Here is a 16,129-nt window from a genome sequence, read left to right on the forward strand (position 1 = left end):
AGGACGACCCCAACTTCTCCGTCCGGCGGACGAAGCCGCCAAAACCGGCTTAACGGGTGCCGAAGCCGGCGCGGACGTTCAGGAAGAACGTGCGGCCGCGGTAATCATAGCCACTGTAAAGCGGCGCGTTACCGACCAGGTTGGTATAGTCGGCCGAGATCACCGGGGGATCACGGTCGAACAGGTTACGGACACCCAGGGTCAGCCCGAAGCGACGATCGTCGTAGCGGATCGACGCATTGTGCAGGAAGTAGTCCGGGGTCTTCAGGTCGTACCGGTTGGGATTGAAGCCGAAAGGTTCGGCATAATCCTGCGCGTCCGTCTTGCCGACCCACTCAACGCCATAGTGGAAGTTGAACTTGTTCATCTTGTAGTTGGCGTCGAACGTACCGGTCCACTTCGGGTTGCTGATCAGGCCGATGACATTGAGAATGTCGTCGGTCGGAAGCGTACGGCTGTAGCGCTGCTTGAACCGGGTCATCGCCGCGTCGAACGAGAAGCGGCCGGGGCCGAGGTCCTTCACGAAACGAGCGTTGAAATCCAGGCCCTTCACCCGAGCGTCCGAGATGTTGATGTAGCTCGTGGTGACCTGAAGCGCGCCGGTGCCCGGGCCCGTGTAGGGCTGGCGGACGATGAACGGCGTGTCGCACAGCGTCCGCTCGGGGCTGCTGTAGCATTGCGACAAGACCTGCGAAGCCGACAGGCGCGAGATGCCGTTTTCGACACGAACGTCGAAATAGTCGACCGACAGGCTGACGTCGGCAAAGTCGCCAAGCGGAGGCTGGACCACGATACCATAGGTCAGCGCCTTCGAGGTTTCAGCCTTCAGGCCGGCATCGGCACCGCCGACACCAATGACCGTCACGCTGTTGTTCTGCTGGAACGTCGGCGGCAGCCCTTCGGCAAGGCAGCGATCACGGACCAGCGGGTTGGTGACCGCGTTGAGGTTGGCGCAAGGATCGGTCGACGAATTCAGGAAGCCCGTGGTCGCGCCAAGGAATTGCTCGAACAGCGCCGGGGCGCGGTAAGAGGTGCCATAGCTGCCGCGGAGCGACACGGCGCGAACCGGCGAGAACAGGCCGCCAACCTTGTAGGTCCAGTCGCCGCCATAGCTCTTATACTCGGTGTAACGGGCCGAGCCGTTGACCGTCAGGGCGTGGAAGAACTGCTGGCGCAGGATCGGCACTTCGATTTCGCCGAAGGCTTCCCAGACGCTGTCCTTGCCGCGGGTGATCGACGACGAGGTGAAGCCATAAAGGTTGTTGTTCTGGCTGTTGACGTCCGGCGTGTCGTCGATTTCCGCCTTGCGGTACTCGACGCCAAGCGCGGCCTGGATCTTGCCGGCCGGAAGCTCGAAGAGCGGACCGTTGACCGTCAGGTTGAGCGTGCTTTCCTTATACTTCGTGGTCCCGGTAACCGGCTCGACGATATAATCGAACCACGGGTTATCCTTGAAGTTGCCACCCACCACGTCTGCAGAAAGCGCCGGCGCCGCGACGCAGCCCTGGTCGCGAGCCGCGACGTTGGCGCACAGATAGCCGCCCGAACCGTCCGGAACCACGTTCAACGTGTTGTTGATGCGGTCGGTGAGGACGAGGTCGGTGGTGTACTTGGCCTTCGACCAGCTGTGACCTGCGAAGAGATCATAGTTCCAGTTGAACGGCAGGTCGCCCATCATGCCGCCATTGAGGCGATAGAAATCGACCGTCTGGCGGTTATTGTAGAGACCATAGTCGCCGAACACGCGAATTCCGATCGAGCTGTTGACCGGGGCGGCGCCCTGGAGCTCAGCCGGGATCAGCGGGCTGTTGCGCGGATAGTCGATGGTCAGCTGGCGCGTGCCGTCCTGCTCCGAGTCACGACGGGTGCCCAGCATGTTCGCGTAGAATTTCGCGTTACCGAGAATGTCAGTGTCGAGGATCGCCTGGACGTAACCCGTATAGGTCTTGGCGCCCGAGATGATGTCGCGCTCGAGCGCATCGCTGGACTGGGTGTCACGCAGGTTCAGGCTCATGCCGCCAAGGAAGGCGCCGGTTGAACTGAAATAGTTGCCGCCGACGCACTCATAACCAGGGACAACCGTGCCCGGCGCGCCGGCTAGCGGCCGGAAGCGGTTGCACTGGTAGAACGCTGTACCGGTAGGGGCCAGCTCCTGGACGCCCGGAGCCAGCACATAATTTGTGCCGTCCCAGGTAATCGAACGGGTAGCGATCGTGTTGACAGTGACGCCGCCGTTTTCAAGCGGGAAACACTGCGGTTCACCGGTGCGCGGATTGATGAAGTCGCCCGCGCCGAAATCGTCGCCGTTGGTGCCATAACGACCCGTCGGGCAGCTTGCGAAATCACGATCGCCGACCGCAAGGGAATCGCGCTTGTAATATTCGAACGAGCCGAGGAGGTCGAGGCGGCCGAACTGCTTGCCGGCAATGACGCCGTAGCGGTAGGCCGAACCGGCGCCGACTTCGGGGATATTGTGCTGGGCTTCGATCTGAACGCCCTGGAACTTGCTGCGCGTGACGATGTTCACAACGCCCGCGACAGCATCCGAACCGTAAATCGACGACGCACCGGTGTTGAGGATTTCAACCCGGTCAACGATGATCGACGGAAGCGTATTAAGGTCGGCCGAACCAACGGCGCCACGCGAGCCCGACGGCGTCACGCGACGGCCATTCATCAGCACCAGGGTACGGGTGGCGCCAAGGCCACGCAGCGAAATGGTGTTAACGCCCGGACCGCCGTTGACGACGAAGCCGCCATAGCTGTCATTGATCTGCGAGGTACCACCGGTGACCGCGGTGCTCTGCAGCACTTCGGCGGTCGACACGAAACCCGCCTGCGTGCTCTCGCTGCGGGTGAGGACCTTGATGTTGTCGGCGGTATTAAATTCGTTGCGCGGAATGCGCGAACCCACGACGACGATGGCTTCCGACGAGGAACCAGCTTCGGCGCCAGCCGAGCTCTGCTGCTCGGCCACATCCGGGCAAGCATCCTTGTCGACCTGGCCGGCCGGAGCCTGGCAAGCGTCTTCGTTGGGAAGGACTGTGTCGGGCGTCTGGCCATAGGCCGGCGCCGCCGCAGCAAGTGCGAAGAAGGACACGCCCGCCAGCGCGGTGAAAGATCTACGATTCATGAATCAACCCCTGAGCAGAATTGCTGGGGGGACCGTTGCCGAAACTTCCGCGACTTTCAAACATTTGCAGGCCGCGGAGGGCACCTTTGCATGCGACTGTTACCCAGATGCCACAAAAACGCGTTGAGACATCCGCGCTAACGTATACTTAAAGCCTAAACTCAATCGGTTGATCGATAAATGGGCGGCATGAATGCCGCCCATTATCCAAGGTTAGTAGCGATAATGCTCGGGCTTGAACGGCCCCTTGGTGGTCACACCGATATAGGCCGCCTGCTTGTCAGTAAGCGTGGTCAGCTTCACGCCCAACTTGTCGAGATGGAGCGCCGCGACCTTTTCGTCGAGGTGCTTGGGAAGCACGTAGACGTCGTTCTGATACTGGTCCGACTTGGTCCACAGCTCGATCTGCGCCAGCACCTGGTTGGTGAAGCTGCTGCTCATCACGAAGCTCGGGTGACCGGTGGCGTTGCCAAGGTTGACCAACCGCCCCTTCGACAGGACGATCAGCCGCTTGCCGTCGGGGAAGACGACCTCGTCGACCTGCGGCTTGATCTCGGTCCACTTCATGTTGCTGAGCGCACCGATCTGGATCTCGCTGTCGAAGTGACCGATGTTGCAGACAATCGCCATGTCCTTCATCGCCCGCATATGGTCGAGGGTGATGACGTCCATGTTGCCGGTCGCGGTAACAAAGATGTCGGCGCGGGTGGCCGCTTCTTCCATCGTCACCACCTCGTAGCCTTCCATCGCCGCCTGGAGCGCGCAGATCGGGTCCACTTCGGTGACCAGCACGCGCGCGCCGCCATTGCGCAGGCTTGCGGCCGAGCCCTTGCCGACATCGCCGAAGCCGGCGACGCAGGCGACCTTGCCGGCCAGCATCACATCAGTGGCGCGGCGGATGGCGTCGACCAGGCTTTCCTTGCACCCATAAAGATTGTCGAACTTCGACTTGGTAACGCTGTCGTTGACGTTGATCGCCGGGAACGGAAGCTTGCCCTGCTTGGCAAGGTCGTAAAGGCGATGGACGCCGGTCGTGGTTTCCTCCGACACGCCCTTGATCGCCTGGACCGTCTTGGTGAGGTAGCCGGGACGCTCGGCCAGGAAGCGCTTCAGCGTGGCCGCGAAGATTTCCTCTTCTTCGTTCTGCGGCGCAAACAGGCTCTCGCCGGCTTCGACCCGCGCACCCCACAGCGCGAACATGGTCGCATCGCCGCCATCGTCGAGGATCATGTTGCAGGTCGTGTCCTGGCCCCAGTCGAAGATGCGAACGACATAGTCCCAATATTCTTCAAGCGTTTCGCCCTTGACGGCGAACACCGGAACGCCGGTCACCGCGATTGCGGCGGCGGCGTGGTCCTGGGTCGAATAGATGTTACACGACGCCCAGCGGACTTCCGCGCCCAGCGCGGTCAGCGTTTCGATCAGTACTGCGGTTTGGATGGTCATGTGCAGCGAGCCGGTGATCCGCGCGCCCTTGAGCGGCTTCGACCCGCCATATTCCCGGCGAAGCGCCATCAGGCCCGGCATTTCGGTTTCTGCGATCTCGATTTCCTTGCGGCCGAAATCGGCGAGGCTGAGGTCCTTGACGAGAAAATCGCGGGTCATGGTGTCGGCGGTGGCCACGGGGTAAATCTCCAGTAAAAGTTGCGCCGCCCCTAGCCTTCGAACCCCGCAAAAGCAAACCTCAGGCGGCCCCCGCCCCGCTGTCGAGCAGGCGCGGATCTATACCTTCCGCCCGGAAGCTGGACTCCCACCGGTCGGGCGTATCCGTGCCGAACAATATCTCGCTTCGTCCTTCGGCGGCGAACCAGCCGGGGCGGGTCATCTCCTCGTCGAGCTGCCCCTCACACCAACCCGCATAGCCAAGCGCAACCAGGTAGCGGCTAGGCCCACGCCCTTCGGCGATGGCTTTCAGAACGTCGATGGTGCCGGTCAGAGCGCCGAGCCCAGCCACGCGGATTGTATCCTGTCCGCCCCAATCCTCGCTGTGGAGCACGAAGCCGCGCCCCGGCTCGACCGGACCGCCATGAAGCACCGGGCCGTCGGGCGCTTCACCGGGGTCGAGGCCCAATTGCTCCAGCAGCCCGCGCACTCCGATCCCCACCAGCTGGTGGCCCACGCCAATGCCGACCGCGCCATTTTCGTCGTGAACACAGACCGCGATCACCGCCCGCTCGAACCGCGGGTCACCGATGCCGGGCATCGCGAGCAGCAGCTTTCCGGACAGGAAGCGGGGCGTTTCCATGCCCCGAAGGATGGGCTTGGCGGTGGCTCGGCGCAAGCCTTGTGGCGGCTAGCCGCCGCGCCTATCTCCCGGTCACACCATTCCACACAAGGAGAAATTCCATGCCCATCCAGGTCGGCGACCGCATTCCTGACGTTTCCCTCACCCTTGCCACGCCGGAAGGTCCGGTGCCGGTGAAGAGCGGCGATTATTTCGCCGGTAAGCGCGTGGCCTTGTTTGCGGTCCCTGGTGCATACACCCCGACCTGCTCGGCGCGCCACCTTCCAAGCTATGTCGAAAAGGCCGCCGAACTGAAGGGCAAGGGAGTCGACGAGATCGTCGCTACCAGCGTCAACGACGCGTTCGTCCTGGGGGCCTGGAACCGCGACCAGGGATCGAGCGACATCACCATGCTGGCCGACGGCAATGGCGAGTTCGCCGAGGCGATCGGCCTTTCCATGGACGCTTCGAAATTCGGCATGGGCAACCGCAGCCAGCGCTATTCGATGATCATCAATGACGGGGTCGTCGAGAAGCTGAACGTCGAGGCGCCGGGCGAATATTCAGCGTCGAGCGCGGAGACCATGCTCGGGCAACTTTGACGCGCCGGGGTGAGGCCATCATGCGGCGGCGGCGGGCACTTTCTCCGCCGCCGTCCGTTCATCATTCGAACCCATCCAGTAAAGGAGGCGAACCGATGGCCAGTACCAAGACCCGTAAATCCACGACCCGTAAACCCGCGGCCCGCAAATCCACCAGCAGCACGGAAAGCCTGACGGCCCGCACCGGCCGCACCGTCCGCGAGCGCCCCTATGCGAGCGCCGCGATCGCTGCCGGCGCCGCGTCGATCGCAGCCGGAATCGCCGGGCTGGTGATGATGAAAAAGAGCGGCAAGAGCTTCGGCGATGTCGCCGACGACATCAGCGCCAAAAGCCGCGATGTCGCAACCGGCACGAAGGCCAAGCTGCAAAGTGCGCGGACCAAATTGGACGACGCCCGCACAAAACTGGGCGATAGCATCAGTCGCCGCCGCGATGGCGTCGATCCCGAACGCTCGCAAAGCGAGATCATGGAAGAGGCGCTGTCGCTGAAGGAAGTCGGGAAGAAGGCCAAGACCCCGACGGATCCGGTAGTCGAATCCCAGACCAAGGCTGGCGCCGTCGCTTATTAAGCGTCAACGACGCCGAAAAAATCGGGGAGCGGCGCTGAGCGCCGCTCCCCTTTTTCTTACCAGCCTTGCGCCTTCCCGGCGTTCTGCTGGTCGAGCCAGGCCTTGAGCGGGGCGAAATATTCCATCATCGCCTTGCCCGACATCTGGCGCTCGCCCGTGAAAGCTTCCAGCGCGTCTGGCCAGGGCTTGGATGCGCCCATTTCCAGCATCGCATTCAGCCGCTCGCCGACCTGCTTGTTGCCGTAAAAGCTGCAACGGTGGAGCGGGCCGGTCCAGCCCGCCTGATCGCAGGCCGCCTTGTAGAACTGGAACTGAAGAATCCGCGCCAGGAAGTAGCGCGTGTAGGGCACGCTTGCCGGGATATGATATTTGGCGCCGGCATCGAAAGCATTAACCCCGCGCGGCGCGGGCGGCGTGATGCCCTGGTAATCGAGCCGCATCTTGGTCCAGGCCGTGTTGTAGTCGGCGGGCTGGATCGAGCCGTCGAAAATTCCCCAGCGATAACGATCGATCATCAGGCCGAACGGCAGGAAAGCGACCTTGTCCATCGCCTGGCGCAGCAGCAACCCGATGTCCTTGTCCGCGCTTGGGACGCGGCTACGCGGCAACATGCCGATCTGGACGAGATATTCGGGGGTGATCGACAGTGCGACCATGTCGCCAATGGCTTCATGGAAGCCGTCGTTCGCGCCGTTCAGATAGAGGAACGGCTGCTGGTTATAGGCGCGCTGGTAATAGTTGTGGCCAAGCTCATGGTGGATGGTGATGAAATCATCCGCATTGCGCTTGATGCACATCTTGATGCGCAGGTCGTCCTTATTGTCGATGTCCCATGCCGAAGCGTGGCAAACGACTTCGCGGTCACGGGGCTTCAGGAACATCGAGCGCGTCCAGAATGTCTCCGGCAGGGGCTCGAAGCCGATTGAGCTGAAGAACTGCTCGCCGATCTTGACCATGCCCTTCTCGTCGACCTTCTTGGCGACGATCAGGTCGGTAACGTCGTAACCGACATCGCCGGCTCCCTTGGGCGCGACCAGCGGATAGATGTTGCCCCATTCCTGCGCCCACATATTTCCGAGCAGGTCGGCGCGGATCGGACCGTTGGCAGGTTGGATAGCGCTGCCGTATTTCTGGTTGAGCTTCGTCCGGACATAGGTGTGGAGAGCCATGTAAAGCGGCTTCACCTCCTGCCACATCCGCTCGGTTTCCTGGGCGAACTGTTCGGGCGGCATGTCATAGGCGCTACGCCACATCGCGCCGCTGTCGGCAAAGCCCAGTTCCTTGGCGCCGGCGTTCGACAGGGCGATCATCTTCACATAATCGTCCTTCATTGGCGCGCCGACATTGTCGTGCCAGCTGGTCCACATCTCCGCGAACTGGGCCGGACCGTTCTTGAGGTTGCCCATTTCGGCTTCGATGTCGCTGCCGCTGAGGGGCTTGCCGTTGAGCGTGCCCTTGCCCTTGCCATATTGCGACTGAAGGCCGGTCTGGATTGTGGCCAGGTCCTGCGCCGCGCCCGGAGTGGTCGGAGCCGGCAGGACGATCCCGTTGCGCAGGATGTCGAGCTTGCGCTTGGTGTCGTAGCTCAGTCCCTCGATCTGAGCATATTTCGCAGCCTCGAGCGCATATTTGACGCTTTTTTCGGTGCCGAGGGCATTGATCCGCGCCGCCATCGCGTCGGTATCTTCGGTGATGTAGGTCGCATTGACCCAATTCACCTGGCCCGACTCCACCGAATAATCGAACAGGTCCTTTTCGACCGCGGCGATGAACGCGTCAGCCGCGGCTGGGGTCAGCGCCGGAGCCGGCGCCTCCTCGGCCACCGGCGCTGAGGCGACCGGCTGGGCGGCGGTGGTGTTGCAGCCCGCCAGGGCCAGCGCAACGAAGGATACGGATGCGGCAAGCTTCTTCACTACAAGACTCCTCGTCCCGAAACTGTCTGTTTTTCGCGTGTCGGCTTGGTGCGCCGGTGGCGCCGCGAGGTCAACCCGCCGAAAGCCAATCGGCCAGTGCGATCCCGAACTCGGCCTTGGTCACGCTCGACATGTGTGTGCCCGGAACTGGCGCATAAGTCGCGTCGGGGAGCGCCTCGACCAGTCTGGGCGCCGAACCATTATCACCATCCTCAGTCCCGCACAGCACCAGCGTGGGCATGGTGAAGCGGTCGAGCCATTGGGGATGGGCGTCCTCGAAGGTGCGGAGCAGGTGGCCGGCGGCGACCCGATCTACTTTCATCGTTTTCATGAACTGGATCGCCATCCACCATTTGTCGCCGCGCTGGGCGATGTCGAACTGGGCAATGGCTTCGTGGAAAAAAGCCTGGCGCCGGTTCCAGTCGCTAAGCCCCTCCAGCCCCATGCCCGCAAGCACCGCGCGGCGCGGGCTTGCTCCCTCACCCACCGCCTGCACGGTTGTCCGCGCGCCGAGCGAAAAGCCGCCGAGATCATAATCCTCAAGGCCGAAATGGGCGATCAGCTCATGCAGGTCGCGAGCCAGCACGCCGCGCGGATAGGCATCGGCTTCCTGCGGCTTGTCACTAAGGCCATGGGCGCGAAGGTCAGGCATGATGGCCCGGAAACCCTTGGCTGCGAGCCGCTCGGCATGGCCGAATTTGATCCAGTTGGTGTGACCGTCGCTGAACAATCCGTGGACCAGGACGACGGCGCGCCCCTCGCCCATTTCCCGGCCAGCGAGCCGAACGCCATCCGATGCGGTCCACTGGAAAGTCGCCGCATCAATCATGCGCGGGCGGGATCGGGAAAGGGACACGATGCATCTTCAGGTCGATGGCAAAGCCATCCCCTCATTGCAACGTGGAAAACCGATAAAGCCGTCCATACCGACCGGGCATCACGGGGACGCTATGCTGACCTCAGTCCGGCACGCTGCCTGTTGCCGCGACCCATTTATCGACGAGCTTTGCATGTTCATCGCAACGCTCGCGAGGAAGCGCGCGTGTATCGATCCAGGCTTCGTGGATGCTCTCGGCGCCGAAATGTGACGTCGGTTTGAATCGCGACGGCTCGTCGAATGCCGCGACCGTGAGATCGAGATTTGGCCCTTCCCTGAACTGGAAGCCGAGGGAGGTACCGCATTTCGCGCAATAGGGGCGTCGGGCGATCGGCGAGCTGTCGTACCAGTCGGGACCGCTCAACCAGCGCATGCTGGTCTGCGGTAAGTTCTTGAATGCGATCGACACGCTGCCGGTAGCCCTCTGGCACATGCGGCAGTGGCACAGATAGGCCTCATCGCTGTCTATTTCGGCCTCAAAGCGTACCGCGCCGCAGGCGCAGCCTCCGGCCATCCTCTTCGCGTTCATGATCCGACAATGATACGGGTTTTCCTTGCAAGCAAGTGATCAACGGCCGGCCCGCTTCGATCAATCGACGGACGGCGGATTGCCATAGGCGCAGGCCCGTCCGAAAAGCTTTGTTTCCATTCGGGGATTTCACTGATGCGACCGATCCTAATTGCCGCCATGTTGGTGACCGCCATTCCCGCCGGCACCCCGACCGCGGCCCAAACGACGGCAATTGGAGCCACTGCGGCTGCCAGCGATGCCCAGGCCGCCGCCAGCCGCTTTGTGGAAGCGTTCAATTCCCCCGGGTCGATGCGAGACTTCGTCGCTTCCAACTTCACCCAGGCATCGCTGGCCCGTGAAACCGCCGAGCTTCGCGCCGCCCCTTTCGACCGCCTGAAGCAGAGTGCTGGCGGACTGCGCGTCCTGACGGCAACTCCCCAAGGGGACCGCATGCTCGAACTGATCGCGGCCTCCGCGAAGGGCGGCAAGTTCACGCGGATTGTCCTGTTCACCAGCGCCCGCGAGCCTGGCAAGATCGGCGACATCTTCCTGCTGAGCACCCGCAATCCGCAGCGCGCAGCAGCGGACGCATTTCCGACGACCAAGGTCGAAGAAAATGAGATCGTCACGCTGGCGCGGCGACGGATCGATGCACTGGCTGAAGAGGACAGATTCAGCGGCACCATCCTCATCGCCCACCGCGACAGGATCCTGCTGCGCGAAGCACGAGGACTAGCCGACCAAAGCTGGCAGATTCCCAATCGGACAACGACCCGCTTCCATGTCGCTTCCGTCGGCAAGATGTGGACCGCGGTCGCGGTCATGAGGCTTGCCGAGCGCGGCAAATTGTCGCTCGACGACAGCGTGGCGCGATGGGTCCCGGCCTACCCGCACCGCGCCGAAGCGGAAAAAATCACGTTGCGCATGCTGCTCCAGCATCGCGGCGGCATTGCCGACTGGGACGGCCGCCGCCTGGGACAATTGTCCTCGGTCGAGGCGGCGGCGACCATGACCGAGCAGCCCGGTGAACCGGACAAAGGGTTCTCCTACAGCAATGCCGGCTATGTACTGCTCGCCGCGGCGGCCGAGGCCGCCAGCGGAATGAGTTTCGATCAGCTGATCGAAGCCGAGGTATTCAAGCCCGCAGGAATGACCCGCAGCGGCCTGTGGCCGGTCACCGCAATCGTCCCCGATCGCGCGACCGGCTATCTGCGGCCTTCAGATGACCCGCTGGGCTTCGGGCCCCGGTTTGCCAACGACCAGTTCCTTGGCCACGGGTCCGACGGATCCGGCGGCGGATATTCCACCATCGACGACATGTTCGCCTTCAATCGGGCGCTGGCTGGCGGACGCCTCGTCCAGTCGATGACGCTGAAGCAGATGATCGACCAGTCCGGAGAATTTCCCGGTGCGCCTCGACCGGCACGCTACGGTTTGGGGCTGAACCTTACCGACTGTGCCGACGTCCCGACGCTCGGTCACGGCGGCGGCGGGCAGAATAGCGGCGTGAGCGCCGTGACCTACGCTTCGATCGACGGCGAATGGACGGTCATCGTCCTGTCTAACTACGACCCGCCCGCCGCCGAGGAACTGGCGCTGGACATTTGCGAGCTGGTGCACCGTCGCTGAAAGTCAGGCTGCTTTCTGCAAGTGACGCCGCCCGAGCAATTCGGCGATCTGCACGGCATTGAGGGCCGCACCCTTGCGTAGATTGTCGCTCACGACCCAGATGCTGAGGCCGTTGTCGACGGTAGAATCTTCGCGCACACGCGAAACGAAGGTGGCAAAGTCGCCGACGCACTCGACCGGCGTCACATAGCCGCCGTCCTCGCGCTTATCGATCAGCATCACGCCGGGCGCCTCGCGCAGGATGGCGCGAGCCTCGTCGGCCGTAATTTCATTCTCGAACTCGATGTTCACCGCTTCCGAATGGCCGACGAATACGGGAACGCGAACGCAGGTCGCGGTGACCTTGATGCGCGGATCGAGGATCTTCTTGGTCTCGACCACCATCTTCCATTCTTCCTTGGTAGACCCATCCTCGAGGAAGCTGTCGATGTGCGGGATGACGTTGAACGCGATCTGCTTGGTGAAAGTCCTGGGTTCGTTGGCGTCACCGACGAAGATGTTGCGGCTCTGCTCGAACAGCTCGTCCATCCCCTGCTTCCCGGCACCGGACACGGATTGATAGGTGGCAACGACCACCCGCTTGATACGGGCAGCGTCGTGCAGCGGCTTCAGTGCCACGACCATCTGCGCGGTCGAGCAGTTGGGGTTGGCGATGATGTTCTTGGCGCGATAGCCGTCGATCGCTTCCGGGTTCACTTCCGGCACGATCAGCGGCACGTCGGGGTCCATCCGGTAAAGCGAGCTGTTGTCGATGACCGTGCATCCGGCCGCCGCGGCGCGCGGGACGTGAAGCTTCGACACTTCGGACCCGGCGGCAAACAGGGCCATGTCCCAGCCTTCGAAATCGAAATGATCGAGATTCCTGACCTTGAGCTCCTTGCCCGTGTCACCGAAGTCGATGATGTCCCCGGTCGATCGAGGGCTGGCGACCGCCGCCACTTCGGCCAGCGGGAACTGCCGCTCCGCGAGGATGTTGAGGATTTCCCGTCCGACATTGCCAGTCGCGCCAACGACGGCGACCCGATAGCCCATCTCGATCTCCCAAGGACGCGCCCTGACTTAGGCGCAGACAGCATTTTTGCAACGACCCGGCGCCAACGAAAAAGGGCAGGACCTGCGCCCTGCCCCTTTCCTTGCCAGTTGGCGAAAGCAGTTTAGGCTTCCGTCTTCTCCGGGCGGGTGTCGCGGCGCTCGGCGATACGGGCCGATTTGCCGCGCCGGCCGCGGAGATAATAAAGCTTGGCGCGGCGGACTGCACCGCGGCGCACCACCTCGATCGAATCGACCGATGGCGAATAGAGCGGGAAAACGCGTTCGACGCCTTCGCCGAAAGAAATCTTGCGGACGGTGAAGTTGGAATTCACGCCCTTGTTCGCACGGGCGATGCACACGCCTTCGTACATCTGGACACGGCTGCGGTCGCCTTCGACGACTTTCACACCGACGCGGAGCGTATCGCCCGGACGGAATTCGGGGATCTCGCGGTCCTTGGTCAGCTCGGCGATCTGTTCCGCCTCGAGCGTCTGGATCAGGTTCATTGGTCTGTTCGTCCTAATCTTCGCGTTGCGCACCAGAGGGCGACGCCTCCCGAACACCCCCATGGCGCTCGATCAGGTCCGGCCGCCTTAGCCGTGTGTCTTCAATCGCGCGCTGCTTTCGCCACGCCGCGATCCTCGCATGATCCCCCGATCGCAACACTTCAGGGATCATACGCCCTTCCCATTCAACAGGTCGGGTATAGTGCGGATATTCCAGGAGCCCTTCTTCGAAGCTCTCCTCCTCTCCGCTAGAGGCCGCGCCCATTATCCCGGGAAGCAGCCGAACGCAAGCGTCGAGCAGCGCCATCGCTCCGACTTCCCCGCCGGAAAGGATATAATCGCCGATCGACAGGGGTTCGACATCGCGGCCTTCGAAGATGCGTTCATCGAACCCCTCGAACCGGCCGCACAGGATAATCGCCCCGTCGCCTGCCGCAAGCTCGCGAACCCGGGCCTGGGTCAGCGGTGCGCCGCGCGGGCTCATCGCCAGCATCGGGCGGCCATCTGCGACCGCGTCGATCGCGGCCGCCAGCACGTCGCAGCGAAGGACCATGCCCGCGCCGCCGCCGGCGGGCGTATCGTCGACCGTGCGATGCTTGTCGGCAGCATGATCGCGAATGTTGCGCGCCTCGAGGCTCCAGACGCCTTCCGCCAGTCCCCGCCCGGCCAGGCTGGTTCCGAGCGGCCCGGGGAACATGTCGGGGTAGAGCGTCAGGACGGTGGCGCGAAAACTCATGGTAGCAGCTTTCGTTCAAGCAGGTAGGCCACCAGCAGGCCGACCATGAAGCCGGTAACGCTTGCAGTCACGCCGATAGCGGCCAGCGCGGCTGCAGCAAGGTCGGCCATGTCGTTTTCCGATCCGGTTATCAGCGTCAGCGCGGCCAGTGCCAGCGACCCGGCAAGTAAAAGGCCCGGCCCGATCACGGCCGAAGTGAAAACGCGGCGTCGGGGCGTCCAGTGTGGCCAGCCCCGCGACAGCAGAACCTCGCTCACCGCCGCGACGCTGGCCACGATCGCCCCCAGGAACAGCAGCAATTGCCAACTCATAGTGCGCATTAATCCTGCAAGACGGCTCATGCCAACGGAACTAGCCGTGCATGCGCCGCATTAGGCGAGGACGATGAGCGATGCACCCCTCGACTGTCTGGTGATCGGCGGCGGACCTGCCGGATTGACCGCGGCCATTTACCTGTCGCGCTACCACCTCGACATCATGGTGGTGGACGGCGGCGACAGCAGGGCGGCAACCATCCCGTGCACCCACAACCATGCGGGCTATCCCGACGGCATTGCCGGACGCGAGCTGATCGAACGGATGACTACCCAGGCCCAGCGTTATGGCGCGCGGATCGAAACCGGGCAGGTCACGCGGCTCGATCGCAGCGAGGACGGGTTGTTCACCGCCGAATGGGGTTCGGGTCCGCACGTCGCGCGATCGATCCTGCTTGCCACCGGCGTCACCAACCGCCGCCCGCCGATGGATGAAGAACTGCACGACGACGCGCTTGCGCGAGGCCTCATCCGCTACTGCCCCGTGTGCGACGGCTATGAAGTCACCGACAAACGGGTCGGCGTGATCGGCAGCGGCAAGGGTGGGGTCAATGAGGCGATCTTCCTGCGCAGCTACACCGCCGACGTCACACTGATTGCCCCCGACAAGGCGCTGGCCATTTCCGAAAGCGATCGAGCCAGGCTCGACAAGGCGGGCATCGTCACCGTCGACGGGCCCGCCGAAGCCGTCGGAATCAGCGAGGATTGCATTACGGTCGATACCACCGAAGGCGCTCTGACGTTCGACAGCGTTTATCCCGCGCTCGGCAGCGACGTTCACAACCAGTTGGCCGAACAGGTCGGTGCCAAGCTCGCGGAAGATGACTGCGTCGTCGTCGACGACCATATGCGGGCCAGCGTTCCCGGCCTTTACGCCGCGGGAGACGTCGTGCTGGGTCTTGACCAGATCAGCAACGCGATGGGCCAGGGAGGCGTCGCGTCGACGACGATCCGCAATGACCTGGCGAAGGACCGTCCGCTGCTCCGTTAGGCCGCTCCTAGGCCAGGAACGCGGGATCGAGGATGATTCGTCCGTCTTCGAGGCGGGCGACCGGTTCGCGGAACGGGATCAACGATCGCCTGCCCTCGGTCGGCTCAATCTCGAGAAGGTCGCCCGCGCCAAAATTCTCAACGGCCACGACGACCCCGACCGGATTTCCCATTCCGTCAAAACAGGCGAGGCCGATGAGGTCGGCATGGTAATATTCGCCCTCGTTCAGCGGGGGCAGTTGGTCCCGGTCGACTTCGACCAGGCTGCCCCGCAGTGCTTCGGCGGCGGAGCGGTCGGCAATGCCTTCAAACCGGGCGATGGCGGTCTTCCCGCCGCCCTTGACGTCCCGAAGCGCCATGGAGCGCCCCGCAACGAACAGTTGCGAATGGCGAGCGAGACTTTCGACGCTGTCCGCGAACAGCTTCAGCCTCAACTCGCCTTTCACGCCATGGGCACCGGCGACCGCAGCCAGCGCGACGCGCTTCCCGGTCGCCGGACCTTCCATGACTATTCGGCCTTCGCCGCGTCATCAGCAGCGGGAGCCGCATCAGCAGCCGGGGCTTCCTCGGCGGCCGGAGCCTCTTCGGCGGCCGCTTCTTCAGCCGGAGCGTCGGTGGCAGCTTCCTCGGCCGGGGCTTCGGCGGCAGCTTCCTCGGCCGGGACCTCGGTCACTTCTTCTTCGGCCGGGGCGGCCGCGGCTTCCGCTGCGGCGGCATTCTTGGCTTCCTCGGCCTCGGCGAGCTTGGTTGCCCGCTCTTCGGCGCGCTCCTTGGCCTTTTCGCCCGGTTCGGCCTTCTTCGGGTTGTTGCGAGCGGCGCGCTCCTTGATGCCGGCGGCATCGAGGAAACGGGCGACACGGTCCGACGGCTGGGCGCCGACCGACAGCCAATGCTTGACCCGGTCCGCGTCGATCTTCACGCGCTCCGGCGAATCCTTGGCGAGCAGCGGGTTGTAGGTGCCGATCTTCTCGATGAATCGGCCGTCGCGAGCGTTGCGGCTGTCAGCCACAACGATGCGATAATAGGGGCGCTTCTTGGAGCCGCCACGGGCGAGACGAATTGCAACTGCCATTTTCTTCTGTCCTTTCAGTAT

Annotated in this window: 16 protein-coding genes; 4 read left to right on the plus strand and 12 right to left on the minus strand. The window is 63.2% G+C overall.

What is annotated here, in order from left to right:
* Positions 1 to 49: 49 nt before the first annotated feature.
* The 3 genes from FMM02_RS01455 to FMM02_RS01465 all read right to left on the minus strand — a co-directional run bounded on the left by FMM02_RS01455 (position 50) and on the right by FMM02_RS01465 (position 5,378).
* Positions 50 to 3,133: a TonB-dependent receptor domain-containing protein gene (locus tag FMM02_RS01455; protein ID WP_147493202.1), complete on the minus strand. Its 3,084-nt coding sequence runs from the start codon at positions 3,131 to 3,133 to the stop codon at positions 50 to 52.
* Between the two features lie 213 nt (positions 3,134 to 3,346).
* Positions 3,347 to 4,738 carry an adenosylhomocysteinase gene (gene ahcY / locus FMM02_RS01460; RefSeq protein WP_147494922.1) on the minus strand — a complete coding sequence of 464 codons (1,392 nt, stop codon included), beginning with the start codon at positions 4,736 to 4,738 and terminating at the stop codon, positions 3,347 to 3,349.
* A 79-nt stretch (positions 4,739 to 4,817) separates the two neighbouring features.
* Positions 4,818 to 5,378, minus strand: coding sequence for a YqgE/AlgH family protein (locus FMM02_RS01465; protein ID WP_147493203.1), 561 nt, complete (start codon positions 5,376 to 5,378; stop codon positions 4,818 to 4,820).
* A 101-nt stretch (positions 5,379 to 5,479) separates the two neighbouring features.
* Here FMM02_RS01465 and FMM02_RS01470 point away from each other — a divergent pair, with 101 nt between their 5' ends.
* Both FMM02_RS01470 and FMM02_RS01475 read left to right on the plus strand, forming a co-directional pair.
* Complete coding sequence (locus FMM02_RS01470; RefSeq protein ID WP_147493204.1) at positions 5,480 to 5,959, plus strand: peroxiredoxin; 480 nt, start codon at positions 5,480 to 5,482, stop codon at positions 5,957 to 5,959.
* Between the two features lie 95 nt (positions 5,960 to 6,054).
* Positions 6,055 to 6,528, plus strand: a complete 474-nt coding sequence (locus tag FMM02_RS01475) for a hypothetical protein (RefSeq protein ID WP_147493205.1) — start codon at positions 6,055 to 6,057, stop codon at positions 6,526 to 6,528.
* A 56-nt stretch (positions 6,529 to 6,584) separates the two neighbouring features.
* Here the strand turns inward: FMM02_RS01475 and FMM02_RS01480 are convergent, their stop codons facing one another.
* From FMM02_RS01480 to FMM02_RS01490, 3 genes are all read right to left on the minus strand, one after another.
* On the minus strand, positions 6,585 to 8,441 hold the full coding sequence (locus tag FMM02_RS01480; RefSeq protein ID WP_147493206.1) for a M2 family metallopeptidase: 1,857 nt from the start codon (positions 8,439 to 8,441) through the stop codon (positions 6,585 to 6,587).
* Positions 8,442 to 8,511: 70 nt separating this feature from the next.
* Entirely contained in the window at positions 8,512 to 9,270 is a 759-nt protein-coding gene (locus FMM02_RS01485; protein WP_147493207.1) for an alpha/beta fold hydrolase, read from the minus strand.
* A gap of 130 nt (positions 9,271 to 9,400) precedes the next feature.
* Positions 9,401 to 9,847 carry a GFA family protein gene (locus tag FMM02_RS01490; RefSeq protein ID WP_147493208.1) on the minus strand — a complete coding sequence of 149 codons (447 nt, stop codon included), beginning with the start codon at positions 9,845 to 9,847 and terminating at the stop codon, positions 9,401 to 9,403.
* Between the two features lie 135 nt (positions 9,848 to 9,982).
* On the opposite strand from FMM02_RS01490, the gene FMM02_RS01495 reads away from it, so the two are divergent.
* On the plus strand, positions 9,983 to 11,458 hold the full coding sequence (locus FMM02_RS01495; protein ID WP_147493209.1) for a serine hydrolase domain-containing protein: 1,476 nt from the start codon (positions 9,983 to 9,985) through the stop codon (positions 11,456 to 11,458).
* Positions 11,459 to 11,461: 3 nt separating this feature from the next.
* On the opposite strand, the gene FMM02_RS01500 is transcribed toward FMM02_RS01495, so the two are convergent.
* The 4 genes from FMM02_RS01500 to FMM02_RS01515 form a co-directional block, all read right to left on the minus strand.
* Complete coding sequence (locus FMM02_RS01500; protein ID WP_147493210.1) at positions 11,462 to 12,490, minus strand: aspartate-semialdehyde dehydrogenase; 1,029 nt, start codon at positions 12,488 to 12,490, stop codon at positions 11,462 to 11,464.
* 122 nt (positions 12,491 to 12,612) lie between these two features.
* Positions 12,613 to 12,996 (minus strand): 50S ribosomal protein L19, encoded by a 384-nt coding sequence (gene rplS / locus FMM02_RS01505; RefSeq protein WP_147493211.1) that lies wholly within the window; start codon positions 12,994 to 12,996, stop codon positions 12,613 to 12,615.
* A gap of 13 nt (positions 12,997 to 13,009) precedes the next feature.
* Positions 13,010 to 13,732, minus strand: coding sequence for a tRNA (guanosine(37)-N1)-methyltransferase TrmD (trmD, locus tag FMM02_RS01510; protein ID WP_147493212.1), 723 nt, complete (start codon positions 13,730 to 13,732; stop codon positions 13,010 to 13,012).
* Positions 13,729 to 14,043, minus strand: a complete 315-nt coding sequence (locus FMM02_RS01515) for a hypothetical protein (protein ID WP_147493213.1) — start codon at positions 14,041 to 14,043, stop codon at positions 13,729 to 13,731. Before FMM02_RS01515 ends, trmD begins: the two co-directional genes overlap by 4 nt.
* Before the next feature lie 73 nt (positions 14,044 to 14,116).
* On the opposite strand from FMM02_RS01515, the gene FMM02_RS01520 reads away from it, so the two are divergent.
* The gene (locus tag FMM02_RS01520) at positions 14,117 to 15,037 is read left to right on the plus strand and encodes an NAD(P)/FAD-dependent oxidoreductase (protein ID WP_147493214.1); all 921 of its coding nucleotides are present in this window, start codon (positions 14,117 to 14,119) and stop codon (positions 15,035 to 15,037) included.
* Between the two features lie 7 nt (positions 15,038 to 15,044).
* On the opposite strand, the gene rimM is transcribed toward FMM02_RS01520, so the two are convergent.
* Positions 15,045 to 15,542, minus strand: a complete 498-nt coding sequence (gene rimM / locus FMM02_RS01525) for a ribosome maturation factor RimM (protein ID WP_147493215.1) — start codon at positions 15,540 to 15,542, stop codon at positions 15,045 to 15,047.
* 2 nt (positions 15,543 to 15,544) lie between these two features.
* Positions 15,545 to 16,108, minus strand: a complete 564-nt coding sequence (gene rpsP / locus FMM02_RS01530) for a 30S ribosomal protein S16 (RefSeq protein ID WP_147493216.1) — start codon at positions 16,106 to 16,108, stop codon at positions 15,545 to 15,547.
* Positions 16,109 to 16,129: the final 21 nt, after the last annotated feature.

The organism is Sphingomonas xanthus (assembly GCF_007998985.1).
Lineage (GTDB): Bacteria > Pseudomonadota > Alphaproteobacteria > Sphingomonadales > Sphingomonadaceae > Sphingomicrobium > Sphingomicrobium xanthum.

Bases quoted from the DNA above. Each gene is read 5' to 3' on its own strand.
- FMM02_RS01465 (WP_147493203.1), bottom strand. From the start codon at position 5,378: ATGGAAACGCCCCGCTTCCTGTCCGGAAAGCTGCTGCTCGCGATGCCC.
- trmD (WP_147493212.1), bottom strand. From the start codon at position 13,732: ATGAGTTTTCGCGCCACCGTCCTGACGCTCTACCCCGACATGTTCCCC.
- FMM02_RS01520 (WP_147493214.1), top strand. From the start codon at position 14,117: ATGAGCGATGCACCCCTCGACTGTCTGGTGATCGGCGGCGGACCTGCC.
- rplS (WP_147493211.1), bottom strand. From the start codon at position 12,996: ATGAACCTGATCCAGACGCTCGAGGCGGAACAGATCGCCGAGCTGACC.
- FMM02_RS01490 (WP_147493208.1), bottom strand. From the start codon at position 9,847: ATGAACGCGAAGAGGATGGCCGGAGGCTGCGCCTGCGGCGCGGTACGC.
- FMM02_RS01500 (WP_147493210.1), bottom strand. From the start codon at position 12,490: ATGGGCTATCGGGTCGCCGTCGTTGGCGCGACTGGCAATGTCGGACGG.
- FMM02_RS01485 (WP_147493207.1), bottom strand. From the start codon at position 9,270: ATGATTGATGCGGCGACTTTCCAGTGGACCGCATCGGATGGCGTTCGG.
- FMM02_RS01475 (WP_147493205.1), top strand. From the start codon at position 6,055: ATGGCCAGTACCAAGACCCGTAAATCCACGACCCGTAAACCCGCGGCC.
- FMM02_RS01470 (WP_147493204.1), top strand. From the start codon at position 5,480: ATGCCCATCCAGGTCGGCGACCGCATTCCTGACGTTTCCCTCACCCTT.
- ahcY (WP_147494922.1), bottom strand. From the start codon at position 4,738: ATGACCCGCGATTTTCTCGTCAAGGACCTCAGCCTCGCCGATTTCGGC.
- FMM02_RS01495 (WP_147493209.1), top strand. From the start codon at position 9,983: ATGCGACCGATCCTAATTGCCGCCATGTTGGTGACCGCCATTCCCGCC.
- rimM (WP_147493215.1), bottom strand. From the start codon at position 15,542: ATGGAAGGTCCGGCGACCGGGAAGCGCGTCGCGCTGGCTGCGGTCGCC.
- rpsP (WP_147493216.1), bottom strand. From the start codon at position 16,108: ATGGCAGTTGCAATTCGTCTCGCCCGTGGCGGCTCCAAGAAGCGCCCC.
- FMM02_RS01455 (WP_147493202.1), bottom strand. From the start codon at position 3,133: ATGAATCGTAGATCTTTCACCGCGCTGGCGGGCGTGTCCTTCTTCGCA.
- FMM02_RS01515 (WP_147493213.1), bottom strand. From the start codon at position 14,043: ATGAGTTGGCAATTGCTGCTGTTCCTGGGGGCGATCGTGGCCAGCGTC.